The organism is Streptomyces sp. NPDC006012, assembly GCF_042871185.1.
Lineage (GTDB): Bacteria > Actinomycetota > Actinomycetes > Streptomycetales > Streptomycetaceae > Streptomyces.
This window is the reverse complement of the sequence record NZ_JBIAIE010000009.1, coordinates 198,138-220,608: the sequence shown is the minus strand read 5'-3', so window position 1 is coordinate 220,608 and position 22,471 is coordinate 198,138. Positions and strand designations below refer to the sequence as shown.

Sequence of the window (22,471 nt, the reverse complement as noted above, 5' to 3'; positions counted from 1 at the left end):
TGTCCTCCAAGAAGGACACCGTCCGAGTCATCGACCGCATTAAGACGTCGGCCGGCTTTCAAACCTATGCGTCGGCCTGTGCCGCACCGGCCAGCGCGACGACCCTCTCCACACCGAACACGTACCCCTGTACTCCGCATCCCGCGATGACGCCGTCCGCACGCAGGGAGACGTACGAGTGGTGACGGAACGATTCACGCTTGTGGATGTTGGAGATGTGGACCTCCAGCACGGGCAGCCCGTCGCAGGCGTTGAGCGCGTCCAGGATCGCGATGGACGTGTGCGAGTAGGCACCCGGGTTGATGACGATCCCGCAGTGGTCGAGCCGGGCCTCGTGGATCCAGTCGACCAGCTCGCCCTCGTGGTTGGACTGCCGGAAGTCCACCGTGCCGCCGTGCGCTCCCGCGGCCTTGGCGCACAGGGCCTCGATGTCGGCGAGTGTGTCGGAGCCGTAGATCTCGGGCTGGCGTCGGCCGAGCAGGTTCAGGTTGGGCCCGTTGAGGATCATGATCGGGGCGTTGGCCAGGGTGCGGGGCACGGTTCCTCCGGTCCGTCGGGGTGGGCGGTACGACGGCGACCGCCGCTCGGACCCGGTTTATCACGGTGCGCCGGCGCCGCGGCCGGCCCTACTCTCGCGGCATGCCCACGATCGCGTACCCCCCGAAGCCCTCGCCCGGCGACCGCATCGCGGTGGTCTCGCCCTCGGCCGGCCTGCCAGAACTCTTCCCGCGCCCGTACGAACTGGGGTTGGAACGGCTGCGTGAGGACTATGGACTTGTGCCGGTCGAGTATCCGACGACCCGGAAGATGGGCGCAACGCCTCAGGAGCGGGCCGACGACATCCACGCCGCCTTCGCCGACCCGGACGTCCGGGCGGTCATCGCCTCGATCGGCGGGGACGACCAGATCACCGTGCTGCCGCTGCTGGACCGGGAACTGATCCGGGCTCACCCGAAGCCGTTCTTCGGGATGAGCGACAACACGAACCTGCTCGCGTTCCTGTACAACACCGGGATCGTCGGTTACCACGGAGCGTCGGTGATGTGCGAACTGGGCCGGCCGGGCACCATGCACCCGCAGACCGCGAAGTCCCTGAGAGCCGCACTGTTCACGTCCGGGGCCTACGAGTTGCGGCCCGCCGAGCACTGGACGGATGTCAACGGCGACTGGGCCGACCCGGCCACCTTCGGCGCGGAGCCGGCCAGCCGTCCCGGCACCGGATGGACGTGGCTGAACACCGGCCAGGTGGTCGAGGGCCGCGGCTGGGGCGGGAACCTGGAGATCCTCGGCTGGCTGCTGATGGCCGACCGGGAGATCGCACACGACCTCTCGGAGTACGACGGCGGAGTGCTGTTCCTGGAGACCTCCGAGGACCTGCCCAGCGGCACGGAGGTGTTCCGCGCCCTGCGGAACTTCGGCGAGCGCGGTCTGCTGCAACGGTTCTCCGCCCTGCTGATGGGCCGTGCCAAGGCATGGTCGCTCCAGCGGCCCAACAGCCCGCAGGAGGCGGCGCGTCATGTCGCGGAGCAGCGCGAGGCCGTGTGCCGCGCGCTGCGGGCGTACGCCCCGGACATGCCCGTCGTCTTCGACGTCGACTTCGGCCACACCGACCCTCAGCTCGTGCTCCCCTATGGAGGAACGATTCGCGTCGACGGCCCGGCCCGGCGCATCACAGTCACCTACTGACGCACGCCTCACCTCCGCGCGCCCCCGTAACTGCCCGTCACTGTGGGTAGTTGACGCGGCATGCACGATGTACACACCGTCAGGGCACCTTCCATGCTGCGGCTCGCTGCCGCCTCACTCGTCGGGAGCGCGATCGAGTTCTACGACTTCTTCGTCTACGGGACCGCGGCGGCCCTCGTCCTCGGCCCGCTGTTCTTCCCGACGTTCTCGCCACTGGCGGGCACCCTGGCGGCGTTCGCGACGTTCGGCGTCGGGTTCGTGGCCCGGCCACTGGGTTCCGTCCTGTTCGGGCACATGGGAGACCGTCGCGGCCGGCGACCGGTCCTCATCCTCTCGCTGCTGCTCACCGGCGTGTCGACGGTCGGGGTGGGATGTCTGCCGACGTACTCGACGATCGGGGTGGCCGCTCCGGTGCTGCTGCTCCTGCTGCGCTTCCTGCAGGGGCTGGGGCTCGGCGGGGAGTGGGGCGGGGCGGTCCTGCTGACCGCGGAGCACGCACCCCCCGAGCGGCGCGTCCTGTGGTCGAGTTTTCCCCAGGTGGGCCCCTCACTGGGCTTCACACTCGCCAACGGCGTGATGCTCGCCCTGTCGACGTCACTGTCCGATGCCCAGTTCGCGCAGTGGGGCTGGCGCGTGCCGTTCTGGAGTGCCGGGCTGCTCGCCCTGGGGGGACTGTGGCTGCGGTCGTCGCTCGCCGAGAGCCCCCGGTTCCTGGACATCGAGGAGCACGCGCGCGTACCGCTCCTCGACGTCTTCCGGCACCACTGGCGGCTGGTCCTGCTGACGGCGGGGGCGCTCTCGGTGGGGTACGCCGTGTTCTACGCCGTGACCACGTGGTCCCTCGCCTACGGGACGGAGCGGCTCGGAGTGAGCAGCACCGTCATGCTGACCTGTGTCATGGCCGCCGTGGTGGTCAAGGGGGCGCTGACACCCCTGATGGCCCTGCTCGGCGATCGCTACGGACGGCGGTCCATGTGCCTGACCGGGTGCGCGGCCGCCGCCCTGTGGATGTTCCCCATGGTCGCGCTCCTGGCCACCGGCGAGCCGCTGCTCATCTTCCTCGCCTTCCTCGGCGCGCTGATCGCGTTCATCACCATGTTCGCGGTGATCGCCGCGTACCTGCCGGAGTTGTACGAGGCCCGGCTGCGCTGCACCGGCGCCGCGGTGGGCTACAACCTCGGCGGCGTCCTCGGGGGCGCGCTCACGCCGATCGTGGCCACGGCGCTCGCCGAGAACTCGGGACGTGTGCCCTGGGGCGTGGGCGCCTACCTGACCGGGGTTGCGCTGCTCAGCCTCGGGTGCTTCGCCCTGCTGCCGGAGACCCGGCCGGTGCCCGCGGTGGCGACCGAGCCGGTCACGGGTTGATCGCCAGTTCCAGATACGCCGCGAACAGCACCAGGTGCACCCCGCCCTGCAGGGGCGTGGCCCGGCCCGGCACTACGGTCAGGGAGCTGACGACCACGGTCAGGGCGAGCAGCAGCATGTGCGTGGCACCGAGGCCGAGCACCAGCGGTCCGGAGAGCCAGATGGAAGCAAGGGCGACGGCCGGGATGGTCAGCCCGATGCTTGCCATCGCCGAGCCGAGGGCGAGGTTGAGGCTGGTCTGCACACGGTCACGACGGGCGGAGCGGAGCGCGGCGATGGTCTCGGGAAGCAGCACGAGCAGCGCGATGATCACGCCGACGACGGCGTGGTGCAGGCCCGCGGCCGCCACACCGGACTCGATGGTCGGCGACACGCCCTTGGCGAGACCGACCACGCCGACCAGGGCCAGACCCAGAAAGCTGAGGCTGGTAAAGGCCGTGCGCGCGGAGGGCGCCACCGCGTGGTCTTCCGCTGAGATCACCTCGCCGTGGCGGGTGATCGGCAGGAAGTAGTCACGGTGCCGGACGGTCTGCGTGGCCACGAACAGTCCGTAGAGAATCAGCGAGGAAAGCGCCGCGAAGGTCAGTTGCACCCCGGAGAACTCGGGGCCCGGTTTGCTGGTGGTGAAGGTCGGCAGCACCAGGCTGAGGGTCGCCAGGGTCGCAACCGTGGCGAGGGCGGCTCCCGTGCCCTCCGGGTTGAAGACGGCGGTGCCATGGCGCAGGGAACCGACGAGGAGGGAGAGGCCCACCACTCCGTTACAGGTGATCATCACCGCGGCGAAGACGGTGTCTCGGGCAAGCGTTGAACTCTTGTCACCGCCGTCGACCATGAGGGTGACGATCAGGGCGACCTCGATGATCGTGACGGCGACGGCGAGGACGAGGGAACCGAACGGTTCGCCCACCCGGTGGGCGACCACCTCGGCGTGGTGCACGGCTGCCAGGACGGACCCGGCGAGGACCACGGTCATCAGCGCGACGAGCGCGCCGGGCAGACTGCGGCCCCAGGTGAAGACGAGCAGGACGACCGCGAGCACCGGCACGAGGAACGTCCACTGAGTGAGCGGCCTGAGCCGAGAGATCATGCGGTGATCGTTGCAGAGGCTTACATGGTTCGCATTCCGGTCTTTTTCCGCGCATAGCCAAGTCGGTACGGGGCGGGGCGCGACTCAGGGTGTTCGGTTTTCGGGGTGTCCGGCGCGGTGGTCTGAATCCGCCCGGTCTCCCACGGTCGGGCGGGGAGCCCCACCGCCACGCGCGGCTCTGGCGGCGGGGGCGGTCCTGCGAGACGCACCGCCCCCGCCTCCGGCTCTTACGGCGTTCGTCGCGGTCAGAGGTCGGCGTTCGCCCCGGTCATGCGTCGACGCTGTTCTTCGAGCCTTCGCCGGGCGATTTCGCCGCTTCGGCCGCAGCCTGTCTCCTGGTGGCCATCAGGCTGGTGACCGTGGTGACGATCAGGACACCGCAGATCACGGCGAGCGAGACCGGAATGCTGATCTCCGGGACGTGCACCCCGGACTCGTGCAGGGCGTGCAGTACCAGCTTGACGCCGATGAAGCCGAGGATGACGGACAGGCCGTAGGAGAGGTGAACCAGCTTCCTCAGCAGTCCGCCGATGAGGAAGTACAGCTGGCGAAGACCCATCAGGGCGAAGGCGTTGGCGGTGAAGACGATGTACGGGTCCTGCGTCAGACCGAAGATCGCGGGGATGGAGTCCAGCGCGAACAGCACGTCGGTCGTACCGATCGCGAGCATCACGACGAGCATCGGCGTCATGACGCGCTTGCCGTTCTGCCGGATCCACAGCTTGGTGTCGTGGTAGTGGTCGGCCACGCCGAATCTGCGCTCGACGGCCTTGAGCAGCTTGTTCTCCTCGTACTCCTCCTCTTCCTCGCCCGCCATGGCCTCCTGGATCAGCTTCCAGGCGGTCCAGATCAGGAAGGCACCGAAGAGGTAGAAGACCCAGGAGAAGCTCGCGATGATCGCGGCTCCGGCCGCAATGAAGACCGCCCGCAGGACCAGGGCTATGAGGACACCGACGAGCAGCACCCGTTGCTGGTACCGCGAGGGCACCGCGAACTTCGCCATGATCAGGACGAAGACGAAGAGGTTGTCGACGCTCAGCGATTTCTCGGTGATGAAGCCCGCGAAGAACTCGCCGGCCGGCTGACCACCGGCGAAGACCAGCAGGCCGAGCCCGAAGAGTCCGGCCAGGGCGATCCAGACCACCGTCCAGATGCCCGCTTCCTTGATCGACACGTCGTGGGGTTTGCGGCCGATGAAGAAGTCGACCGAGATCAGGGCGGCGAGCCCCGCGATGGTCAGGACCCACAGGGCCACGGATACATCCACTGCGCCTCCGATACGTGAACGGCAAAGAGTCGGCGTGGTCGCTGTCGGAGGTCTCTTCCACCCGGGTTGGGCCGACGCCCCGGGATCTGGTCCGATCCGTATTGACGGGTACGCCGCAGCAGACAGGGAGTACTCCCCTCCGTACGGAAGACAGTACCCCAATCACCAAGTAAAGGTAAAGCAATTGGCAAAAATTTGATCAAATGACCTGGTCAGAGGCCTTTACCTGATCTTGGTTCGGGCGCTGACCACCTGAGTGAGCACATGGTCGAGCACCTGGCTGCCGGGTGGGACGAGCGATGGCTCGTACGTCCAGGCATGACCGACCCACGGGTCGGCGAGATGGTCGTCGGGAACCGGCGTGAGTCGCATGAGCGAACGCCACAGCGGATGCAGCAAAGGTCCGTAGGCGGTGGCGTCCTGACGGGCCGCAACCATCAGCAGGTGCACCCCGACGGACGGACCCTCATCCGCGAGGTAACGCAACGCTGTGACGGCCCGGTCGTCGAATCCGTGCGGGAAGTCGTTGACGATGAGCAGGTGCTGGGCGGTGTCGAGGTCCGGCGGCAGCGCATCGGCGGCACCGCCGCGCAGCGCCATCTGCACCAGGTCGACGCGCTGGGCGAGTTGCCCCAGGATCTGTCTCACGCCCGCCGCACCGGCGGCGGGCGGATCGGCCAGTACACCGGCCCGAACCAGCGGAGCGAGGGGCCGGGCCGCCGAACCCGCCGGATCGATCACGTGGACGGCGACCTCACCCGCCGGATGCGCGGCGAGCATCCGGGCCGCGACCGCCACTGCCGTCTCCATCGCCCGCTGCCGCATATCGGTGGCGTCCAGGAAGAAGCCACCCCCCGGCTCGGCCCCGCTGTCGATCCACATGCCCCGCTCCAGGGGCAACCGGACCAGCAACGGTATGCGCAGCGCCGGGCGCTCCGGCAGGTGGAGGTCGCCCAACCGCAGGGCCATCGGAGGCTCGGTCGGTACCCGGTAGCCGTGCCAGACGGGGTTGTCCCAGCGGGCGTACGCAGGCGGGAGCGCGGGTTCGACGACCTCGGCCTCGGCGGTGAGCTGGACCAGGTCACGGTCGAGGGCCGCCGCGGCCTGGTCGACGAGCTGAGCACGTTCGGCACGGGCCGCCTCCCGCGCGGCGTCGCCCACCGAGCCGAGTCTGCTGCGCGGGTCGGCGAGGATCTGGTCCAGTTCCTTCTCCATGCGGGAGTCCGCGAAGTCGACCGCGCTGCGGTAGGCGGCCGTCGTCCGGGCCAGGTCCTCGAACATGCCCCAGACCTGGTTGTACAGCCGCTCGTTCAGGGACCAACCGGCCGCGTCGCCGGCGATCGGAGGTGCGGGCGAGCCCGGCGGAACGGGTGGCGCCTGCGGCGGAGGCGGTGGCGGCATCGCGTGTCTGCGGTTCGGGTGGGTGTAGTCGATCGGGCCGCTGCCGTCCGCAGGTGGCTGCACCGCGCCTGTCGTTCCGCCCTCGTTCGGGTACTCCCCCGGTCCGCCGGACACCGGTGCCGGGCCGGGGCTGGGTGCCTCGTACGGATGGGCGGATCGCGGCGCGGCCGGTTCGGTGACGGCTCGGGACACGGGGCCCGGCTGGTCGGTGCCGGCCGCGGGTGCCGGTGCCCGGCGGATGCGGTCGCCGTCCGCCGGTCGCGGCGGCGCCGCGACCGACCGGGCCGCCCCCCGGGCCACCGCCTCCTGGATGCCGCCCGCGAGTTCGTCGGCCCGGGGCACGCCCAGGTCCGTGAAGAGTTCGGCGAGACCACCCGCGTACCCCTGTCCGACGGCGCGCACCTTCCAGGCGTCCTGTCTGCGGTACAGCTCCAGCGCGACGACGGCCGACTCGGTGTCCAGGCCGGTCAGGGTGTAGCGGGCGATCTCCGTGCCGTCGAGGCCGGTGACCGCCGCTGCCGGGGCGGTGAGGCCGCCGAAGCGGAGCGGCCCGCCCGCGCCGGACGGCAGGGCGAGCAGCACGCTGACCCGGTGCACGGCCTCGGGGACGGCCGCCAGGTCCACGGCGAGCCGGTGATCGGCGGCAGCCTGCCTGGACACCTCGATACCCGGCAGCGTGGGCGCGCCCGGGTGTGCGACCCCCTCGTCGCCGGGCGCCCGGCCGTCCACGTTGCCGAGCACGGCGCCCGCCACGACCGGCGCCCCGGCCGAGATCCGGATCCCGAACCGGGCCCGGGACAGCGGGTGGTTCTGCCCCCGCACCAGTTCGGCCGTCATCGCCTTCCCCCTGTGTCCTGGTGTCGTGCGTCGCTCTCCGGTGCCCCGGTCGTCCTACAGATGCGTCTGGATCGACGGCATCAGGTCCTGGAAAGTACGGCCATTGGCCGGGGTGCCGAGGGCGGTCATCGTCCAGCCCCCGCCGGAACGGTGCACCTTGGCCATGATCTGCGCGGTGTAGGCGCCACCGCCGGCCAGCGTGTAGCGGGCGAGTTCCTGGCCGTTGGCCTCGTCGACGAGGCGGCAGAAGGCGTTCTGCACTTCCTGGAAGGTCTGGCCCGTGAAGGAGTTCACGGTGAAGACGATCTGATCGATGTGAACGGGCACACGCTGCAGGTCGACTAGGATCGACTCGTCGTCGCCGCCCTGGCCGGCACCGCCGACGAGGTTGTCGCCGGTGTGCCGCACCGAACCGTCGTCGCTCACCAAGTGGCGGAAGAAGACGACGTCGACGGGCTCTTTTCCGGCGAACAGCACCGCGGAGGCGTCCAGGTCGATCTCCCGGGTGCGCGATCCGAACAGGCCACGCCGCGGGGCCGCCTGCCAGCCCAGCCCCATCCGCACCGCCGCGAGAGTGCCCCCGTCCTTCTTCTCCAGGCTGATGGCCTGTCCCTTGCTCAAGTTGACGGTCACGGCTGTTTCCCCTCTCGGCGTTCCCCTGCTGCCGCGGTACCCGCGGTTGACCAGAACCCTACGCAGCGCCACTGACAGTGCCGAACCCCAGTCCGCGCTTTGTGTCGGTGTTGCAACACTCTGCACCCATACCGGGGTTCGGGACCCGTCTCGGGGCTCAGGCCAGCCCCGCCTCCCGCATCTGGCGCAGTTCCTTCTTCATCTCGGAGACCTCGTCACGCAGCCGGGCCGCGATCTCGAACTGCAGGTCCGCGGCGGCGGCACGCATGCGTTCCGTCATCTCCTCGATCTGCTCGGCGAGTTCCGCGGCGGGGCGGTCCGTCGGCACCGTGTCCTTGGCCTTGCCCTTGGCGGACTTGGTGCCCTTGGCCGCCTTGTCGCCGAGCGAGGGGACCGGGGCCTTGGCACCTCTGCCGTCCTTCGCCTTGCGGTAGCCGGAACCGAGCAGCTGCTCGGTGTCGACCTCTTCCCGGGCGATCTGCGCGACGATGTCGTTGATCTTCTTGCGCAGTGGCTGCGGGTCGATGCCGTTGGCCGTGTTGTAGGCGATCTGCTTCTCCCGGCGCCTGTTGGTCTCGTCGATGGCCCGCTCCATCGCCGGGGTGACCTTGTCGGCGTACATATGGACCTGGCCGGAGACATTGCGTGCCGCGCGGCCGATGGTCTGGATCAGCGACGTACCGGAGCGCAGGAAGCCCTCCTTGTCCGCGTCGAGGATCGCCACGAGGGACACCTCGGGCAGGTCGAGCCCCTCACGCAGCAGGTTGATGCCGACCAGGACGTCGAACTCGCCGGATCGCAGCTCGCGCAGCAGTTCCACGCGGCGCAGCGTGTCGACGTCACTGTGCAGGTAGCGGACCTGAATGCCGAGTTCCAGGAAGTAGTCCGTGAGGTCCTCGGCCATCTTCTTGGTGAGTGTGGTGACCAGGACGCGTTCGTCCTTCTCGGTGCGCCGGCGGATCTCGTGCACCAGGTCGTCGATCTGGCCCTCGGTGGGCTTGACGACGACCTCCGGGTCGATGAGGCCGGTGGGGCGGATGATCTGTTCGACGACTCTGTCGGCACGCGACAGCTCGTACTTGCCCGGCGTGGCGGACAGGTAGACGGTCTGGTCGATCCGCTCCTGGAACTCCTCCCACTTCAGGGGACGGTTGTCCAGGGCGGACGGCAGCCGGAAGCCGTGGTCGACGAGGGTGCGCTTGCGGGAGGCGTCGCCCTCGTACATGGCGCCGATCTGCGGGACGGTGCTGTGGGACTCGTCGATGACGAGGAGGAAGTCGTCCGGGAAGTAGTCGAGCAGGGTGTTGGGCGGCGAGCCGGGCAGGCGGCCGTCGAAGTGCATCGAGTAGTTCTCCACGCCGGAGCAGCTGCCGATCTGGCGGAGCATCTCGATGTCGTACCCGGTGCGCATCCGCAGGCGCTGGGCTTCCAGCAGCTTGCCCTGCTTCTCCAGCTCGGCGAGGCGCTCGGCCAGTTCCTGCTCGATGTCGTTGACGGCCCGCTCCAGGCGCTCGGGCCCTGCGATGTAGTGGGACGCCGGGAAGACGTACAGCTGCTCGTCGTCGCTGATGATCTCGCCCGTGAGGGGGTGGAGCGTGGACAGCGCCTCGATCTCGTCACCGAACATCTCGATGCGGACGGCCAGTTCCTCGTACACCGGGAAGATCTCGATGGTGTCGCCGCGGACGCGGAAGGTGCCGCGGGTGAAGGCCAGGTCGTTACGCGTGTACTGGATGTCCACGAAGCGGCGCAGCAGCTCGTCGCGGTCGATCTCGTCGCCCACCTTGAGGGGGACCATCCGGTCCACGTACTCCTGTGGCGTACCGAGGCCGTAGATGCAGGAGACCGAGGCGACCACGACGACGTCACGCCGGGTGAGCAGCGAGTTCGTGGCGGAGTGCCGCAGGCGCTCCACCTCCTCGTTGATCGAGGAGTCCTTCTCGATGTAGGTGTCCGACTGCGGGACGTAGGCCTCGGGCTGGTAGTAGTCGTAGTACGAGACGAAGTACTCGACCGCGTTGTTCGGGAGCAGCTCACGGAACTCGTTGGCCAGCTGGGCGGCCAGTGTCTTGTTCGGTGCCATCACCAGTGTGGGGCGCTGGAGCTGCTCGATCATCCACGCCGTGGTGGCGGACTTGCCGGTGCCGGTCGCGCCCAGCAGGACGACGTCCTTCTCACCTGCCTCGATGCGCTTGGCCAGCTCGGCGATGGCCGTCGGCTGGTCGCCGCTGGGCCGGTAGGGGCTGACGACCTCGAAAGGCGCCACCGTGCGTTCGATGTGGGAAACGGGCCGCATGTCATCCACCGTACGACCCCGCACTGACAACGGACTCCGCTCACCGGTTCTGCGGGGTGCGTGAGCCGTGGTGGGATGCCGGATGAGCCCCCTGGCCGATCCGCGGCGGGCCGGCCGTGACCTCGGGGCGGCGGTGCGGGTGCGGGATGACGGCGGCGGCCGGAATGCCTGGTTTGCGCTCCTGCGGGACCTGGACGGGCCTGCCCGCGATCATCAGCGGGTCGAAGATCACGACGGCACCGGCGAGGAGGAGGAAGACGAGGGGGCCGATCAGCATGGGCGCGAGCGTGGCGGCGGCCGTGGAGTCGCCGGTGGCGGCCTCGGCGCCGTGCAGGTGGACGGTGAGGGCGGCCATTCCGGTGTAGTGCATGCCGCTGACCGCGAGCCCCATGACGAGGCTCGCGCCCACGCTCCACAGGAAGCCGCGGATCTGCCCCGCCGCCCACAGGGCGGCCGTGGCGGCCACGACCGCTATCACCACGGAGGCGGCGACGGTGAAGGTGTTGTACGTCAGCCGTCCGTCCAGGCGGATGCCCGCCATGCCGAGGTAGTGCATCGAGGCGACGCCCAACCCGGTGATCGTTCCACCGGTGAACAGTGCCGTTCCGGTGGCCCCGCGGTAGCCGACGATGAAGATCCCGACGCCCACCATGACGATGGCGATGCCGAGGCTCGCGAAGGTGATCGGGATGTCGAAGTCGACCGGTGACTCCGCGACGGTGAACCCCATCATGGCGACGAAGTGCATGGTCCATATGCCGGAGCCGATGGCGGCCGAACCCAGGGCGAGCCAGGCCGGCCGTCTGGAGTGCGACACCAGCAGGGATCTGGCGGTGCAGCGCAGTCCGAGGGCAGCCCCGAGGCAGGCCATCACGAAGCCCACCAACGGGGTGACGGCCCCGTAACTGAATTCCTCGACCGTGCCCTGCATGCCCGGCTGCCCTCCCGCCCTCTCAAGTCCCGGATTACCTGAACCGTGCCCCCGCCCCAGGACCGCTCGGGCGGTCAGGGTTTCGCAGAGAGTATGACCCCCATCGGAACGGTCGAACGATTTTCCGGCAAAGAAACACGCCCTTGCCCCACTTGTGCGGCATCAGTGAGCGGCCGCGGGCAACTCCGTTCAAACTGTGCTCATCCCGTACCCCGCCATCACCTACTCTCTGCTGTCCGTCCGATGCTTTCCGTACTCGGACGCCGTCCGTGCTCATCCGCATTCACCCGACTTCGCAGGACGTGAGGAGTACGCATGCGCGTGCGTGCCATTGCCGCCACGACCACCGCGCTTCTGGCGGCCGCCGCACTGGCCGCCCTCGCCCTCGGCGCACGGGCCGGCGACGTCGACGCACAGGCCGGCGCGGTCGGCGGACGGGTCACGGTCGTCGCCCACCGGGGAGCCTCCGCTTACGCACCGGAGAACACCCTGCCCGCCGTCGACGAGGCGGCCCGAAGGGGCTTCACGTGGGTCGAGAACGACGTGCAGCGGACCAAGGACGGCGAACTGGTCGTCATCCACGACGACAGCCTGACGCGCACCACGAACGTCAAGGAGGTGTTCCCCGGCCGTGCCCCCTGGAAGGTGAAGGACTTCACCACGGCCGAGATCGCCCGCCTGGACGCGGGCAGCTGGTTCCGGACCTCCTACGCGGGCACGCGCGTGCCGACGCTCAAGGAATACATGCACCGGGTCGAGCACGACCACGAAAGACTCCTCCTGGAGATCAAGAGCCCCGAACTGTACCCGGGCATCGAGCGGGAGATCCTCAAGCTCCTGGGCGACCAGGGCTGGCTCGACCCGCGGCACGTCGGCCGGCTCGTCGTGCAGAGCTTCGACGCGGACAGCCTGCGGATCGTGCACGGCCTGAAGCCGGGCCTCACGACGGGTTACCTCGGTGCGCCACCGGTGGCCGATCTGCACGCGTACGCGAACTTCACGGACCTGATCAACCCCGACTATCGGTCCGTTTCCAGCGACTACGTCGCCGCAGTCCACGCCTGTGACGGGCCGCACGGCAGGCCGCTCGGGGTCTTCACCTGGACCGTGGACGACGCGCCCACCGCGCGGAAGGCGGCTTCCTACGGCGTGGACGGCGTCATCACCAACAGACCGGACCTGGTGCGGGAGGCACTGAGCACGCCCTGAGCCCGGGTGCTGGCCCCCGGCCGCGGAACGGGCCCGGCGGACCGGCGCCATGGCGTTGTCAGTGACGGGTCGTACGGTTGGCGCATGGACAGCCATGGGCAGTACGAGCAGCGGGTCGTGTGGGCCGTCGTGACGACCGACATCGGTCCGTTGCTGCTGGCGGCGACCCGCGACGGCCTGGTCAACGTCGTCTTCCACGCCACCGGCACCGTGCGCGACCGGGCACTGGAGCGGCTCGCGACCCGGTTGGGCACCGAGCCCGTCGAAGATCCCGGCTCACCGCTGCTGACCGAGGCGATACGCCAGGTAGATGGCTACTTCGCGGGGAAGCGGCACGACTTCCGGCTGCCGCTGGACTGGTCGCTGGTCTCCGGGTTCAACCGGCAGGTGCTGCGCGAGCTGGCGTCCGGCGTCCCGTACGGCACGGTCGTCGGGTACGGCGACCTGGCCGGGCGGGCCGGCCAGGCGGGCGCAGCGCAGGCGGTGGGCGTGGCCATGGGCTCGAATCCGCTGCCCGTCGTCGTGCCCTGTCACCGTGTCGTGGAGAGCGACGGCGGCATCGGCGGCTTCGGGGGCGGTCTGGAGACCAAGCGGAAGCTGCTTGCTCTGGAGGGCGTGCTGCCCGAGCCCCTGTTCTGAGCGTTCTTTGGCGGGTCCCGGCCGCGGTTCGGGGTGCCCGGGCCCGCATGCGTTTGTCCCGGGACGCGGAACGCCAGGTATGAGGGGAGAGCGAGTGACAGGAGGCTGACGCGTGGTGCTGGTGGTGTCGCAGGAAGTGCGGGAGGCGATCGACGCGCGTCGCGCCGTGGTGGCCCTGGAGTCCACGATCATCGCGCACGGGTTGCCGCGTCCGCGCAATCTGCGGGTGGCGCAGGAGTTGGAGGAGGCGGTCCGGCGGGAGGGAGCCGTGCCCGCGACCATCGCCGTGCTGGACGGGCGGCCGCATGTGGGCCTTGCCAAGGAGCAGTTGGAGCGGATCGCGAGCGAGGAGGGGATCCGCAAACTGGGCCATCGCGACCTGCCGCTCGCCGTGGCAGCCGGGGCGAGCGGGGCGACCACGGTGTCGGCGACCGCGCTGCTGGCGGCCCTGGCCGGCGTCCGGGTGTTCGCGACGGGCGGGCTCGGCGGCGTGCACCGGCAGTGGACGGTGACGCAGGACGAGTCCGCGGACCTGGGCCTGCTGGCACGGACGCGGATCACGGTGGTGTGCGCAGGGGTGAAGTCGATCCTGGACGTTCCGGCCACCTTGCAGCGTCTGGAGACGCTGGGGGTAGCGGTCGCCGGGTACGGCACGGACCGTTTCCCCGGCTTCTACCTGTCCGATTCCGGACATCCTGTCGACTGGACGTTGCACAGCCCGCAAGAGGTGGCCGGGGTCATGCGGGCCCAGGACTCGCTGGACGGACCGGAGTCGGCGTTGATCGTCGCGAACCCCGTGCCCGAGGAGGAGCAACTTGATCCCGCGCTGCACGCGCGCGTGCTCGATGAGGCGCTGGGCGCCTGCGAGGCGGAGGGGATCACGGGCCAGGCGGTCACGCCCTTCCTGCTGGACTACCTGGTCCGGCACACCGACGGTGCCTCGCTGAGCGCCAACCTGGCGGCCGTCCGTGGCAATGTGCGGCTCGCCGCGAGGATCGCCGCGGCCTGGGCCCGGGGGTGACCGCTGACCGGACGGGAGCGCTGCTGGTCGTCGGGGACGTCGTCACCGATGTCGTCGCACGGCACCGGGGACCGCTCGCACCCGGCACCGACACAGCGGCCGTGATCCGGACGCTGCCCGGCGGCGCGGGCGCCAACGTGGCCTGTTGGGCCGCCCACGCGGGCTGCTGCGACGTGCGGCTGCTGGGCCGGGTGGGGGCGGACACCGCCCAGTGGCAGAGACGGGAGCTGGTGGCGGCCGGAGTGCGCCCGCGGCTCGTGCTCGACGCCGAGGTGGCGACCGCGACGGTGATCTGCCTGGTGGACATGGACGCCGCGGCCGAACGCACCTTCCTCACGGACAGCGGTGCCGCGCTGCGGCTCGAACCCGCCGACTGGTCGGACACCCTGCTCGACGGGGTCGCCCGGCTTCATCTGTCCGGCTATCTGCTGTTCTCGGAGTCGAGCCGGGCGCTGGCGGCGGTGGCGTTGCGGGCGGCTCGCGCACGGGGCGTGCCGGTGAGCCTGGACCCGGCGTCGACGGGATTCCTCCGGGCCCTGGGGACGGAACGCTTCCTGGCATTCGCCGAGGGGCTGGACGTCCTGCTGCCCAGCCGGGACGAGGCGTGTCTGCTGGCCGGGCTGCCCGATCCGGCGGACGCCGCGGCCGCGCTGAGCCGCTTCGTTCCGCTGGTGGTCGCCAAGCTGGGCGCCGACGGGGCGCTGCTGGCCCGGTCCGGCGATGTCCTCGCCCGCGTACCCGCCGTACCCGCGACGCCCCGGGACACGACGGGCGCGGGCGACGCGTTCACCGGCGCGTTCCTGGCCGCTCTCGTCGCAGGCGCGGGCGTCGAGGACGCGGCGGCGCAGGGATGCCGGGCGGGCGCCCGGGCGGTGGAGCTGACAGGCGGCCGGCCGCCGGCACGGAAATGACCGCGCCAAGGGGACGTACCTCTGCTTACACTTTGCGCCCCCATGCCGAGATCATCGGTGCCGTCGCCAGATCCATGCCGTCGGCGGCGACGTTGGCGAGGTGCTGATCGATCTCCTCGTCGGTGGCCAGTTTCGCGGTGACGAGACGGTCCCGGATCTGCCGCACGGTGGCGGACTCCAGGGCTGCGCAGGCGGGCGAGGTGAGCGGGAAGTACGCGTCGGCCTGCACATCGTGCAGGCCGGCCTCGCGCAGCAGGCGTGGCAGCCTGCGGCCGTAGGACAGATCCGCGCCGCGCTCGGCGAGCAGGCTGCGGAACCCCTTCCGCAGCCGGTTGGCCAGTTGCTGCTCGGGGCCGGACTCGTCCGGGCAGATGAGCGGCTGGAGGGCCGGATCGGCGTCCTCGATCAGAAGCCGCCCACCGGGCCGCAGCGCCTGGATCATCGAGCGCAGCGCCCGCTCCCGGTCCGGGACGTGCACCAGGACCAGCCGGGCGTGCACCAGGTCGAAGCCGTCTCCGGGCGGCTCCTCCGCGCCGACATCGTGCACGCGCACCTCGACCGGCGCGCGGGAGACCTCGGTGAGCAGCGAGGTGTCGATGTCGGTCGCGACGACCGTGCCGGTCGGGCCGACCTTCTTGGCCAGCCAGGACACCACGGAGGTACCGCCGGCGCCGACCTCCCAGCAGCGCCAGCCGGCTCCCAGCCCGAAACCTGCCAGGTGCCGGAAGGTGGTGGGGTCGAAGAGGGCGGCGAAGGCGTCGAAACGCTGCCCCGCCTCGGTCTGCTGGTTGTCGAGGAGATACCCGTCGGATCGCGTCATGCCGCGATCATCCCAGTTGTACCGTCTGCCGGGGACGGGCGACGCTCCGGCTTGACGAGCGGTCCGCAGCGTGGCGGGCGGACGGCCGGTTCACAGCCGGGAACCGACTTGTCCACAGCCGGGAACCAAACGGAACAGTTCGTTCCCACAGGCTTGCCCGCACATTGCGCCGGGCTGGCAGACTCTCTGACCAAGGCACGGCAGCACGACGCGAGAAGTTCCACGCAGGGGGGATCTGCATGTCCATGGCAGGGAATCTGCGCAAGGTCAAGGACCTGAGCAGGGTCGGGGGTCTGCGCAAGGTGGCACGGCTGGCCCAGCGCCGCCCGCGCGTCGACCTGAGCCATCCCGCCCGCTCGCCCCTGGGCTCCTCGGTGGTCAACTGCGTCACATACCGGGACGGCATCCGGGTCCCTGGCTGCGGCGACCTGGTCGACACGGTGGAGCGGGTGCGCAAGACCGGGGACGGGTTCGTCTGGCTCGGGCTGCACGAGCCGACGGACGACGAGTTCGCGGGCATCGCCGAGCTGTTCGACCTGCACCCGCTGGCGGTCGAGGACGCAGTGGAGGCCCATCAGCGCCCGAAGCTGGAGCGGTACGGGGAGACGCTGTTCGCGGTGTTCAAGACGGTCTGCTACGTGGAGCACGAGGAGCTGACGGCGACCAGCGAGGTGGTCGACACGGGCGAGATCATGGTGTTCCTCGGCCAGGACTTCGTGATCACGGTCCGGCACGGCCGGCACGGCTCGCTGGGGCCGCTGCGTGAGGAGCTGGAGTCGGAGCCGCGGCAACTGGCCAAGGGCCCGGCGACCGTACTGCACGCGATCGCGGACCACGTGGTGGACGAGTATCTGAACGTCACGGACGCCGTGCAGTCCGACATCGACCAGGTCGAGACGGATGTGTTCACGGAGAACGGGGCGCGGGCCGACCCCGGGCGGATCTACCAGCTCAAGCGTGAACTCCTGGAACTGAAGCGGGCTGTGGTACCGCTCGCCCGCCCGGTCGAGGACCTCGCCACACGCCCGATCCGGGTGGTCGACCCGGAGATACAGGCGTACTTCAGGGATGTCCTCGACCACTTGACACGGGCCAGGGAACAGATCGCCTCCTTCGACGAACTGCTCAACTCGATCCTGCAAGCCCATCTGGCACAGGTGACCGTCGCGCAGAACTCGGACATGCGGAAGATCACGGCCTGGGCGGCGATCGTCGCCGTACCGACCATGGTGTGCGGCGTATACGGCATGAACTTCAAGCACATGCCGGAACTGGAGTGGCGATACGGCTATCCGCTGGTCATCGGGGTGATATCGATCGCGTGTCTGGCGTTGTACCGCGGGTTCAGGCGCAACGGCTGGCTGTGACCCGCCCGGCGATGGGCATCACGGGGGGTCAGTGGAGGGGCGGCGAGGTCCGGGCGTAGACGCTCTCGGTGAAGGCGGCGATCTGGTCGTCCTCCAGATGCTCGGCGAGGTCGGCCTCGCTGATCATGCCGACGAGGCGCTTGTTCTCGATGACAGGCAGGCGACGGATCTGGTGCTCCCGCATCTCCTGGAGCACCTCGGTGACATCGGCGCTCGCCTCGATCCAGCGGGGTGTGCCGTGGGCCAGCTCCCCTGCGGTGATCTTGGCGGGGTCGTGGCCCATGGCCACGCAGCCGACCACGATGTCGCGGTCGGTGAGGATGCCGCAGAGTCGATCGTTCTCATCGCTGATGGGCAACGCTCCTACGTTCAGCTCGCGCATCAACTGGGCGGCGCGGTCCAGGGTCTCATGGGCGGGTATCCACTGGGCGCCACGGTGCATGATGTCTCCGGCGGTGGTCATGGTGCACCTCCCGGTACCGGATGGGCCGGCGCGGCGCGGGAAACACCGCTGGGTCCCGGCGATTTCATTGTCCCGCGCGCGGGACGGTGTCCGCACCCGCAGGCGGTGCGGACCACGGGTCGCCACGCGTGGTGTGGACACCTACCCGGAGGGCAGCGGGGTCAGCCGTTCCAGGCCGGGCGCAGGGGGTCGTCGGCGCGTACCAGGATGTCGGCCGTCGTGGCGGGGTCGGTTTCGTCCACATACCGGTCGAAGGCGGGCAGCGTCCAGTGCTCAGCCTCGGGGGTGCGGCGGCGCAGGGCGCCCGGCGAGAGGAGCAGGTGAACGGTCAGGTCGAAAGGAAACCAGTGCCGCAGGAGGAGGGGACCGTGGAGCAACAGTATTCCGCCGGGCGGGAGTTGGACGTAGGAACTGCGGGTCGCGCGGTCGCTGGCGGGGTCCCACAGGTCGGGCAGGACACGGCCGTCGCCGCCGGGTTCGAGCGGGCCGAAGACCTCGCGCCACAGTGCGGCGATGTCGAACCAGCCGCTGTAGTACGACTCCACGTCCCGGCGGCCGTGCTCCAGCCGGAGCGAGGCCGGACGCAGAAACCCTTCCGCGCCCACGACGAGCGAGGGACGCCCGCGCACCTGCAGCGCCTGCGCAACCCGCTCCGCGAGGTCGCCCGGGCGGGCGGCCGGGGCACCGTCGAAGGCGACACGGGGCACGGAGCCGCCGTCCGCAGGCTGCACCTCAAGCAACCGGTCAGCCAGCAGCTCGCCGAGCCGGTCCCACGTGATCGCTTCGAGTCGCACGGCCCCATGATGCCGCGCGGCACCGAGTGCACGGACGCGGGGCCGTCCGGAGCATGCTCGCCGGTCGGGCGCTCCAGGATCGATCCGCCGGTCAAGCGGTCCAGGGCCGACCCGCCGACCGGGGCTGTCCGGGGCCGGCGGGCGCCATTCCCGACCAGTGCACCCGCGCCACTGAGGTCCGCGGCCCCCGGGCCGCCCCGACGGAGCGGCCGACGCCACAGCACGCCCATCGCCCCACGCCGCCGCCCGCCGATATCCGTGGCTCCAGCCAGTCGGGCGACACCCTCGCCACGGCTACGGGGGACAGGAGGACTGCGGTGGCCGCAGGGGCCGCGGGCCGGGCGGACGGTCGGGCAGTGTTCGATTGCCGCCCGGCCGCGGGCCGGCAGCTGCAGACGGGAGAACGGAGGTCGCGCGGGGAAGGTACGAGGTATGGCGCGTCCCTCAACCCACTTGTCCCACACCGGACTTGTGGTCATCCAACCGCTACGGCAGAAGCAGTGCGGCGCATGCCGTCGCGGGCCGTTGTCGCTGCTCGTCTTCGAGGACGGGGCGCCGCGCTGCCTCGACTGTGCCGACCTGGGCCATCTGGTGTTTCTGCCGCGCGGCGACACGGCGCTGACGCGCAGATCGAGGGAGGAGAGCGGGCTGTCGGCGGTGGTGGTGCGGTTCAACCGGCGCAGGAGCCGGTACGAGCGGCAGGGCGTCCTGGTAGAGGAAGTGGCTTCGCCCGGGCGGAGGAGCGCTGCCTTGCCGACACGGAGGCGCGGCGGCGGCGCCGGGCACGGGACGCACGGCGCCGGGTGGTCCAGGACGCGCGGTTCGCCGAAGCGTTCGCGGCGGAGATCCGGCGGCTGCTTCCCGGGTGCCCGGCCCACCGGGCGGAGGCGATCGCAGCGCACGCGTCGGTGCGGGGCAGCGGCCGGGTGGGGCGCAGCGCGGCGGGACGGGCGTTGTCCGAGGGGGCTGTGGTGTCGGCGGTCGTGGCGGCCGTGCGGCATCTGGACACGCCGTACGACCGGCTGCTGATGAGCGGCGTGCCCCGGCATGAGGCGCGACGGCGGATCACACCGGCCGTGGAAATGGTGCTGTGCGGATGGCGGGAGGCAGCGAAGGACGTGGGGTGAGGCCGACCAGAACAGCTCTGCAGACCGGGCCGGCAGACGGGATCGCAGACAGGGTCAGTAGACGGGTACGACAGACCGGGCCGACGGACCGAGTCGGCAGACGGGAACGGCAGACGGGCCTGGCTCTTGCGCGGGTACTCGCGAGGGCTCTCCCAAGTCGGGGGGATCGCGGTTCACGCTTCGGGAGATGATCGCGGTTCTGCCGGGGGCATGCACTGAGGTGACGGAGGGTGCCGGCTGAGCCCGGTACAAGGGGGGAGCGTTGTGTACCTGATCGATGGACCGTACTTCGTACTGGTCGTGGTGGGGGTACTGGGCACCGGCATGGTGGCCGGGGTGTTCTGTGGGTTCTCGACGTTCGTCATGCGCGGGCTGGCCGCGCTGCCGCCCGGGCAGGGGGTCGCCGCGATGAACGCGATCAACGTGGCCGCCGTGACCCCCGCCTTCATGCTGGTGTTCGCGGGCACCGCGGTGCTGTGCGCGATGATCGCCGTGGTGACGTTCGTGCTCTGGCCGGACGAGGGCAAGGTGGAGTTGCTCCTGGGCAGCGCGCTGTTCCTGTTCGGTTCGTTCGGGCTGACGCTGGTCGCCAACGTGCCGCGCAACGACGCCCTGGCCAGACTGGAGCCGGGCACTCCGGAGGCCGCCGCCTACTGGCCGACGTACGTGCGCGAGTGGACCTTGTGGAATCACGTCCGTACGGTCGCCTCGGCCGCCGCCGCGCTGGTGTATCTACTGGCGCTCAGCTGAGCGTCTCACGGCGGGCTTCTTAGCAGGTCAGAGAGCTGGATGCAGTCGGGAAGGGAGGTGAGTCAGGGCCCGGGAAAGATGCTGTCGGCAGCTCTGCGCGGGCGGCTGGGGAGACGTATCGTGGCCGGAAGGGCGCCACCTGACGACGCATGGCCCGTCGTACGTGCAGGCAAGGAAGACGACCATGGCCGATCCCAAGGGTTTCATGACCACGCCGCGCGAGGAGTGGCCACGTCGGCCTGTCGAGGAGCGGGTCCGGGACTGGGCCGAGGTGTATGTCCCGGGTGCGCTGCTGCCCATCATCAGCAGGCAGGCCGACCGGTGCATGGACTGCGGCATACCGTTCTGCCACGACGCCTGTCCGCTGGGGAACCTCATACCCGAGTGGAACGATCTGGTGTCGCGCGAGGACTGGCGGGCAGCCGGCGACCGGCTGCACGCCACGAACAACTTCCCTGAGTTCACGGGGCGGTTGTGTCCGGCGCCGTGCGAGGCGGGGTGCGTGCTCGCGATCAACCAGCCGGCGGTGACCATCAAGAACGTCGAGTGCGCCATCGCCGACCGGGCCTGGGAGGAGGGCTTCGCACCGCCCCGGCCGCCGGACCGGCTGTCCGGTCGGACGGTGGCGGTGATCGGGTCGGGCCCGACGGGACTCGCCGCGGCACAGCAGCTGACCCGGGCCGGACACACGGTCGCGGTGTACGAACGGGACGACCGGATCGGCGGGCTGCTGCGGTACGGCATCCCCTCCTTCAAGATGGAGAAGCGGCATCTGGAACGGCGGCTGGAGCAGATGCGGGCCGAGGGGACCAGGTTCCGCACCTCCACGGTGGTCGGGCGGGATGTCGGAGCGGACGAGTTGCGGGCACGGTACGACGCGGTGGTGGTCGCGACGGGGGCCACGGCGTGGCGGGAACTGCCGGTGGCGGGGCGGGAGCTGGCGGGGATCCACCAGGCGATGGAGTACCTTCCGCTGTCCAACCGGGTGGGCGAAGGCGACCTGCCGGTCTCGCCGCTGTCCGCGGCGGGGAAGCACGTCGTCATCGTGGGGGGCGGCGACACCGGGGCCGACTGCCTGGGCACCGCGGTACGGGACGGTGCCGCGTCCGTGACCCAGCTGGACATCTATGCCCAGCCCGGCGCCGAGCGGGACGAGGACATCGAGCCCTGGCCGATATATCCGAAGATCTACCGGCTGTCGGCTGCGCACGAGGAGGCGCGCGATCTGGTGACGGCACCGGCGGCGGACGCGGACGCGCGGCTGTTCGCCGCATCGACGTTGCACTTCATCGGGGACAGCAGCGGACATGTGCGGGCGCTGCAGCTGATGGAGGTGGACACGGCACGACGTCCGCAGCCGGGTACCGAGCGGACGTTGCCGGCCGACCTCGTGCTGCTCGCGCTCGGCTTCTCCGGGCCCGATCGGACGGACGGGCTCGTCGATCAGCTGGGGTTGGCGATGTCGCCACGGGGGACGATCGCCCGGGATGCCGGTTTCACGACCAACATTCCCGGCGTGTTCGCCGCGGGGGACGCCGCGCGCGGGCAGTCGTTGATCGTGTGGGCCATCGCGGAGGGGCGGGCGGTGGCGGCGGCGGTCGACCGGTATCTGACGGGGAGTTCGCAGCTGCCGGCGCCGATATCCGCGTACGACCGGCCGATGACCGCGTGAGGTCTGGGGAGTACGTGGTGCTTGGGTGCCCGGGCGAGGCGAGCGGTCCGGCGGCCGAGGGTGGCCGCCGGACCGCGACCGATGCGGCCGTTCCGTCAGAGCCCGCCGGCGCTCGTCGGAGCTGGTCAGAAAGTGCCGGAGGTCGTCGGTGCCCGGCACTGGCCATCAACAACCGTCGACGGTTGCCGATGACCA

At 70.3% G+C, this 22,471-nt stretch carries 19 protein-coding genes and 1 pseudogene; 10 read left to right on the top strand and 10 right to left on the bottom strand.

Features of this window, described 5'->3' with window-relative positions; translation table 11 throughout:
* Window positions 1–64: 64 nt before the first annotated feature.
* Window positions 65–538 carry a type II 3-dehydroquinate dehydratase gene (gene aroQ / locus ACFYPJ_RS19065; protein ID WP_389018094.1) on the bottom strand — a complete coding sequence of 158 codons (474 nt, stop codon included), beginning with the start codon at window positions 536–538 and terminating at the stop codon, window positions 65–67.
* Between the two features lie 101 nt (window positions 539–639).
* On the opposite strand from aroQ, the gene ACFYPJ_RS19060 reads away from it, so the two are divergent.
* Window positions 640–1,686 carry a S66 peptidase family protein gene (locus tag ACFYPJ_RS19060; RefSeq protein WP_389018091.1) on the top strand — a complete coding sequence of 349 codons (1,047 nt, stop codon included), beginning with the start codon at window positions 640–642 and terminating at the stop codon, window positions 1,684–1,686.
* Between the two features lie 60 nt (window positions 1,687–1,746).
* Window positions 1,747–3,051 carry an MFS transporter gene (locus tag ACFYPJ_RS19055; protein WP_389018088.1) on the top strand — a complete coding sequence of 435 codons (1,305 nt, stop codon included), beginning with the start codon at window positions 1,747–1,749 and terminating at the stop codon, window positions 3,049–3,051.
* Here the strand turns inward: ACFYPJ_RS19055 and ACFYPJ_RS19050 are convergent.
* The 6 genes from ACFYPJ_RS19050 to ACFYPJ_RS19025 form a co-directional block, all read right to left on the bottom strand.
* Window positions 3,041–4,138 carry a calcium:proton antiporter gene (locus tag ACFYPJ_RS19050; protein WP_389018085.1) on the bottom strand — a complete coding sequence of 366 codons (1,098 nt, stop codon included), beginning with the start codon at window positions 4,136–4,138 and terminating at the stop codon, window positions 3,041–3,043. The two genes, ACFYPJ_RS19055 and ACFYPJ_RS19050, sit on opposite strands and share 11 nt — an antisense overlap.
* 268 nt (window positions 4,139–4,406) lie before the next feature.
* On the bottom strand, window positions 4,407–5,405 hold the full coding sequence (locus tag ACFYPJ_RS19045) for a TerC family protein (protein WP_389018082.1): 999 nt from the start codon (window positions 5,403–5,405) through the stop codon (window positions 4,407–4,409).
* Window positions 5,406–5,627: 222 nt separating this feature from the next.
* A complete protein-coding gene (locus tag ACFYPJ_RS19040; RefSeq protein ID WP_389018080.1) occupies window positions 5,628–7,643 on the bottom strand; it encodes a TerD family protein in 2,016 nt (671 codons plus the stop codon).
* 54 nt (window positions 7,644–7,697) lie between these two features.
* Window positions 7,698–8,276: a TerD family protein gene (locus tag ACFYPJ_RS19035; RefSeq protein ID WP_389018077.1), complete on the bottom strand. Its 579-nt coding sequence runs from the start codon at window positions 8,274–8,276 to the stop codon at window positions 7,698–7,700.
* 157 nt (window positions 8,277–8,433) lie between these two features.
* Window positions 8,434–10,572 (bottom strand): excinuclease ABC subunit UvrB, encoded by a 2,139-nt coding sequence (uvrB, locus tag ACFYPJ_RS19030; protein ID WP_389018074.1) that lies wholly within the window; start codon window positions 10,570–10,572, stop codon window positions 8,434–8,436.
* A 40-nt stretch (window positions 10,573–10,612) separates the two neighbouring features.
* Window positions 10,613–11,503 carry an MHYT domain-containing protein gene (locus ACFYPJ_RS19025; RefSeq protein WP_389018071.1) on the bottom strand — a complete coding sequence of 297 codons (891 nt, stop codon included), beginning with the start codon at window positions 11,501–11,503 and terminating at the stop codon, window positions 10,613–10,615.
* A 315-nt stretch (window positions 11,504–11,818) separates the two neighbouring features.
* Here ACFYPJ_RS19025 and ACFYPJ_RS19020 point away from each other — a divergent pair, with 315 nt between their 5' ends.
* The 4 genes from ACFYPJ_RS19020 (at window position 11,819) to ACFYPJ_RS19005 (ending at window position 15,283) form a co-directional block, all read left to right on the top strand.
* The gene (locus tag ACFYPJ_RS19020) at window positions 11,819–12,712 is read left to right on the top strand and encodes a glycerophosphodiester phosphodiesterase (protein WP_389018068.1); all 894 of its coding nucleotides are present in this window, start codon (window positions 11,819–11,821) and stop codon (window positions 12,710–12,712) included.
* A gap of 84 nt (window positions 12,713–12,796) precedes the next feature.
* Complete coding sequence (locus ACFYPJ_RS19015) at window positions 12,797–13,351, top strand: methylated-DNA--[protein]-cysteine S-methyltransferase (protein WP_389018065.1); 555 nt, start codon at window positions 12,797–12,799, stop codon at window positions 13,349–13,351.
* A 112-nt stretch (window positions 13,352–13,463) separates the two neighbouring features.
* Window positions 13,464–14,372, top strand: a complete 909-nt coding sequence (locus ACFYPJ_RS19010) for a pseudouridine-5'-phosphate glycosidase (protein WP_389018063.1) — start codon at window positions 13,464–13,466, stop codon at window positions 14,370–14,372.
* Entirely contained in the window at window positions 14,369–15,283 is a 915-nt protein-coding gene (locus tag ACFYPJ_RS19005; protein WP_389018060.1) for a carbohydrate kinase family protein, read from the top strand. Before ACFYPJ_RS19010 ends, ACFYPJ_RS19005 begins: the two co-directional genes overlap by 4 nt.
* Before the next feature lie 25 nt (window positions 15,284–15,308).
* Here ACFYPJ_RS19005 and ACFYPJ_RS19000 read toward each other — a convergent pair whose 3' ends face one another.
* On the bottom strand, window positions 15,309–16,103 hold the full coding sequence (locus ACFYPJ_RS19000; protein WP_389018057.1) for a methyltransferase domain-containing protein: 795 nt from the start codon (window positions 16,101–16,103) through the stop codon (window positions 15,309–15,311).
* Between the two features lie 239 nt (window positions 16,104–16,342).
* On the opposite strand from ACFYPJ_RS19000, the gene corA reads away from it, so the two are divergent.
* Entirely contained in the window at window positions 16,343–17,470 is a 1,128-nt protein-coding gene (corA, locus tag ACFYPJ_RS18995; protein ID WP_389018055.1) for a magnesium/cobalt transporter CorA, read from the top strand.
* Window positions 17,471–17,498: 28 nt separating this feature from the next.
* Here corA and ACFYPJ_RS18990 read toward each other — a convergent pair whose 3' ends face one another.
* Together ACFYPJ_RS18990 and ACFYPJ_RS18985 are read right to left on the bottom strand one after the other, a co-directional pair.
* Window positions 17,499–17,933 (bottom strand): CBS domain-containing protein, encoded by a 435-nt coding sequence (locus ACFYPJ_RS18990; protein ID WP_389018052.1) that lies wholly within the window; start codon window positions 17,931–17,933, stop codon window positions 17,499–17,501.
* Between the two features lie 161 nt (window positions 17,934–18,094).
* On the bottom strand, window positions 18,095–18,727 hold the full coding sequence (locus ACFYPJ_RS18985) for a uridine kinase (protein ID WP_389018049.1): 633 nt from the start codon (window positions 18,725–18,727) through the stop codon (window positions 18,095–18,097).
* 432 nt (window positions 18,728–19,159) lie between these two features.
* Here ACFYPJ_RS18985 and ACFYPJ_RS18980 point away from each other — a divergent pair.
* The 3 genes and pseudogenes from ACFYPJ_RS18980 to ACFYPJ_RS18970 all read left to right on the top strand — a co-directional run bounded on the left by ACFYPJ_RS18980 (window position 19,160) and on the right by ACFYPJ_RS18970 (window position 22,276).
* A pseudogene (locus ACFYPJ_RS18980) lies at window positions 19,160–19,854 on the top strand (DUF2293 domain-containing protein).
* 270 nt (window positions 19,855–20,124) lie between these two features.
* The gene (locus ACFYPJ_RS18975) at window positions 20,125–20,604 is read left to right on the top strand and encodes a DUF1772 domain-containing protein (RefSeq protein ID WP_389018197.1); all 480 of its coding nucleotides are present in this window, start codon (window positions 20,125–20,127) and stop codon (window positions 20,602–20,604) included.
* Between the two features lie 184 nt (window positions 20,605–20,788).
* The gene (locus ACFYPJ_RS18970; RefSeq protein ID WP_389018046.1) at window positions 20,789–22,276 is read left to right on the top strand and encodes a glutamate synthase subunit beta; all 1,488 of its coding nucleotides are present in this window, start codon (window positions 20,789–20,791) and stop codon (window positions 22,274–22,276) included.
* The last annotated feature ends 195 nt before the right edge of the window (window positions 22,277–22,471 follow it).

Excerpts from the sequence above, each read along its gene's own strand:
- ACFYPJ_RS19060 (WP_389018091.1), top strand. The coding sequence starts at position 640 with ATGCCCACGATCGCGTACCCCCCGAAGCCCTCGCCCGGCGACCGCATC.
- ACFYPJ_RS19055 (WP_389018088.1), top strand. The coding sequence starts at position 1,747 with ATGCACGATGTACACACCGTCAGGGCACCTTCCATGCTGCGGCTCGCT.
- ACFYPJ_RS19050 (WP_389018085.1), bottom strand. The coding sequence starts at position 4,138 with ATGATCTCTCGGCTCAGGCCGCTCACTCAGTGGACGTTCCTCGTGCCG.
- ACFYPJ_RS19040 (WP_389018080.1), bottom strand. The coding sequence starts at position 7,643 with ATGACGGCCGAACTGGTGCGGGGGCAGAACCACCCGCTGTCCCGGGCC.
- uvrB (WP_389018074.1), bottom strand. The coding sequence starts at position 10,572 with ATGCGGCCCGTTTCCCACATCGAACGCACGGTGGCGCCTTTCGAGGTC.
- ACFYPJ_RS19025 (WP_389018071.1), bottom strand. The coding sequence starts at position 11,503 with ATGCAGGGCACGGTCGAGGAATTCAGTTACGGGGCCGTCACCCCGTTG.
- ACFYPJ_RS19020 (WP_389018068.1), top strand. The coding sequence starts at position 11,819 with ATGCGCGTGCGTGCCATTGCCGCCACGACCACCGCGCTTCTGGCGGCC.
- ACFYPJ_RS19015 (WP_389018065.1), top strand. The coding sequence starts at position 12,797 with ATGGACAGCCATGGGCAGTACGAGCAGCGGGTCGTGTGGGCCGTCGTG.
- ACFYPJ_RS19000 (WP_389018057.1), bottom strand. The coding sequence starts at position 16,103 with ATGACGCGATCCGACGGGTATCTCCTCGACAACCAGCAGACCGAGGCG.
- corA (WP_389018055.1), top strand. The coding sequence starts at position 16,343 with ATGTCCATGGCAGGGAATCTGCGCAAGGTCAAGGACCTGAGCAGGGTC.
- ACFYPJ_RS18990 (WP_389018052.1), bottom strand. The coding sequence starts at position 17,933 with ATGACCACCGCCGGAGACATCATGCACCGTGGCGCCCAGTGGATACCC.
- ACFYPJ_RS18970 (WP_389018046.1), top strand. The coding sequence starts at position 20,789 with ATGGCCGATCCCAAGGGTTTCATGACCACGCCGCGCGAGGAGTGGCCA.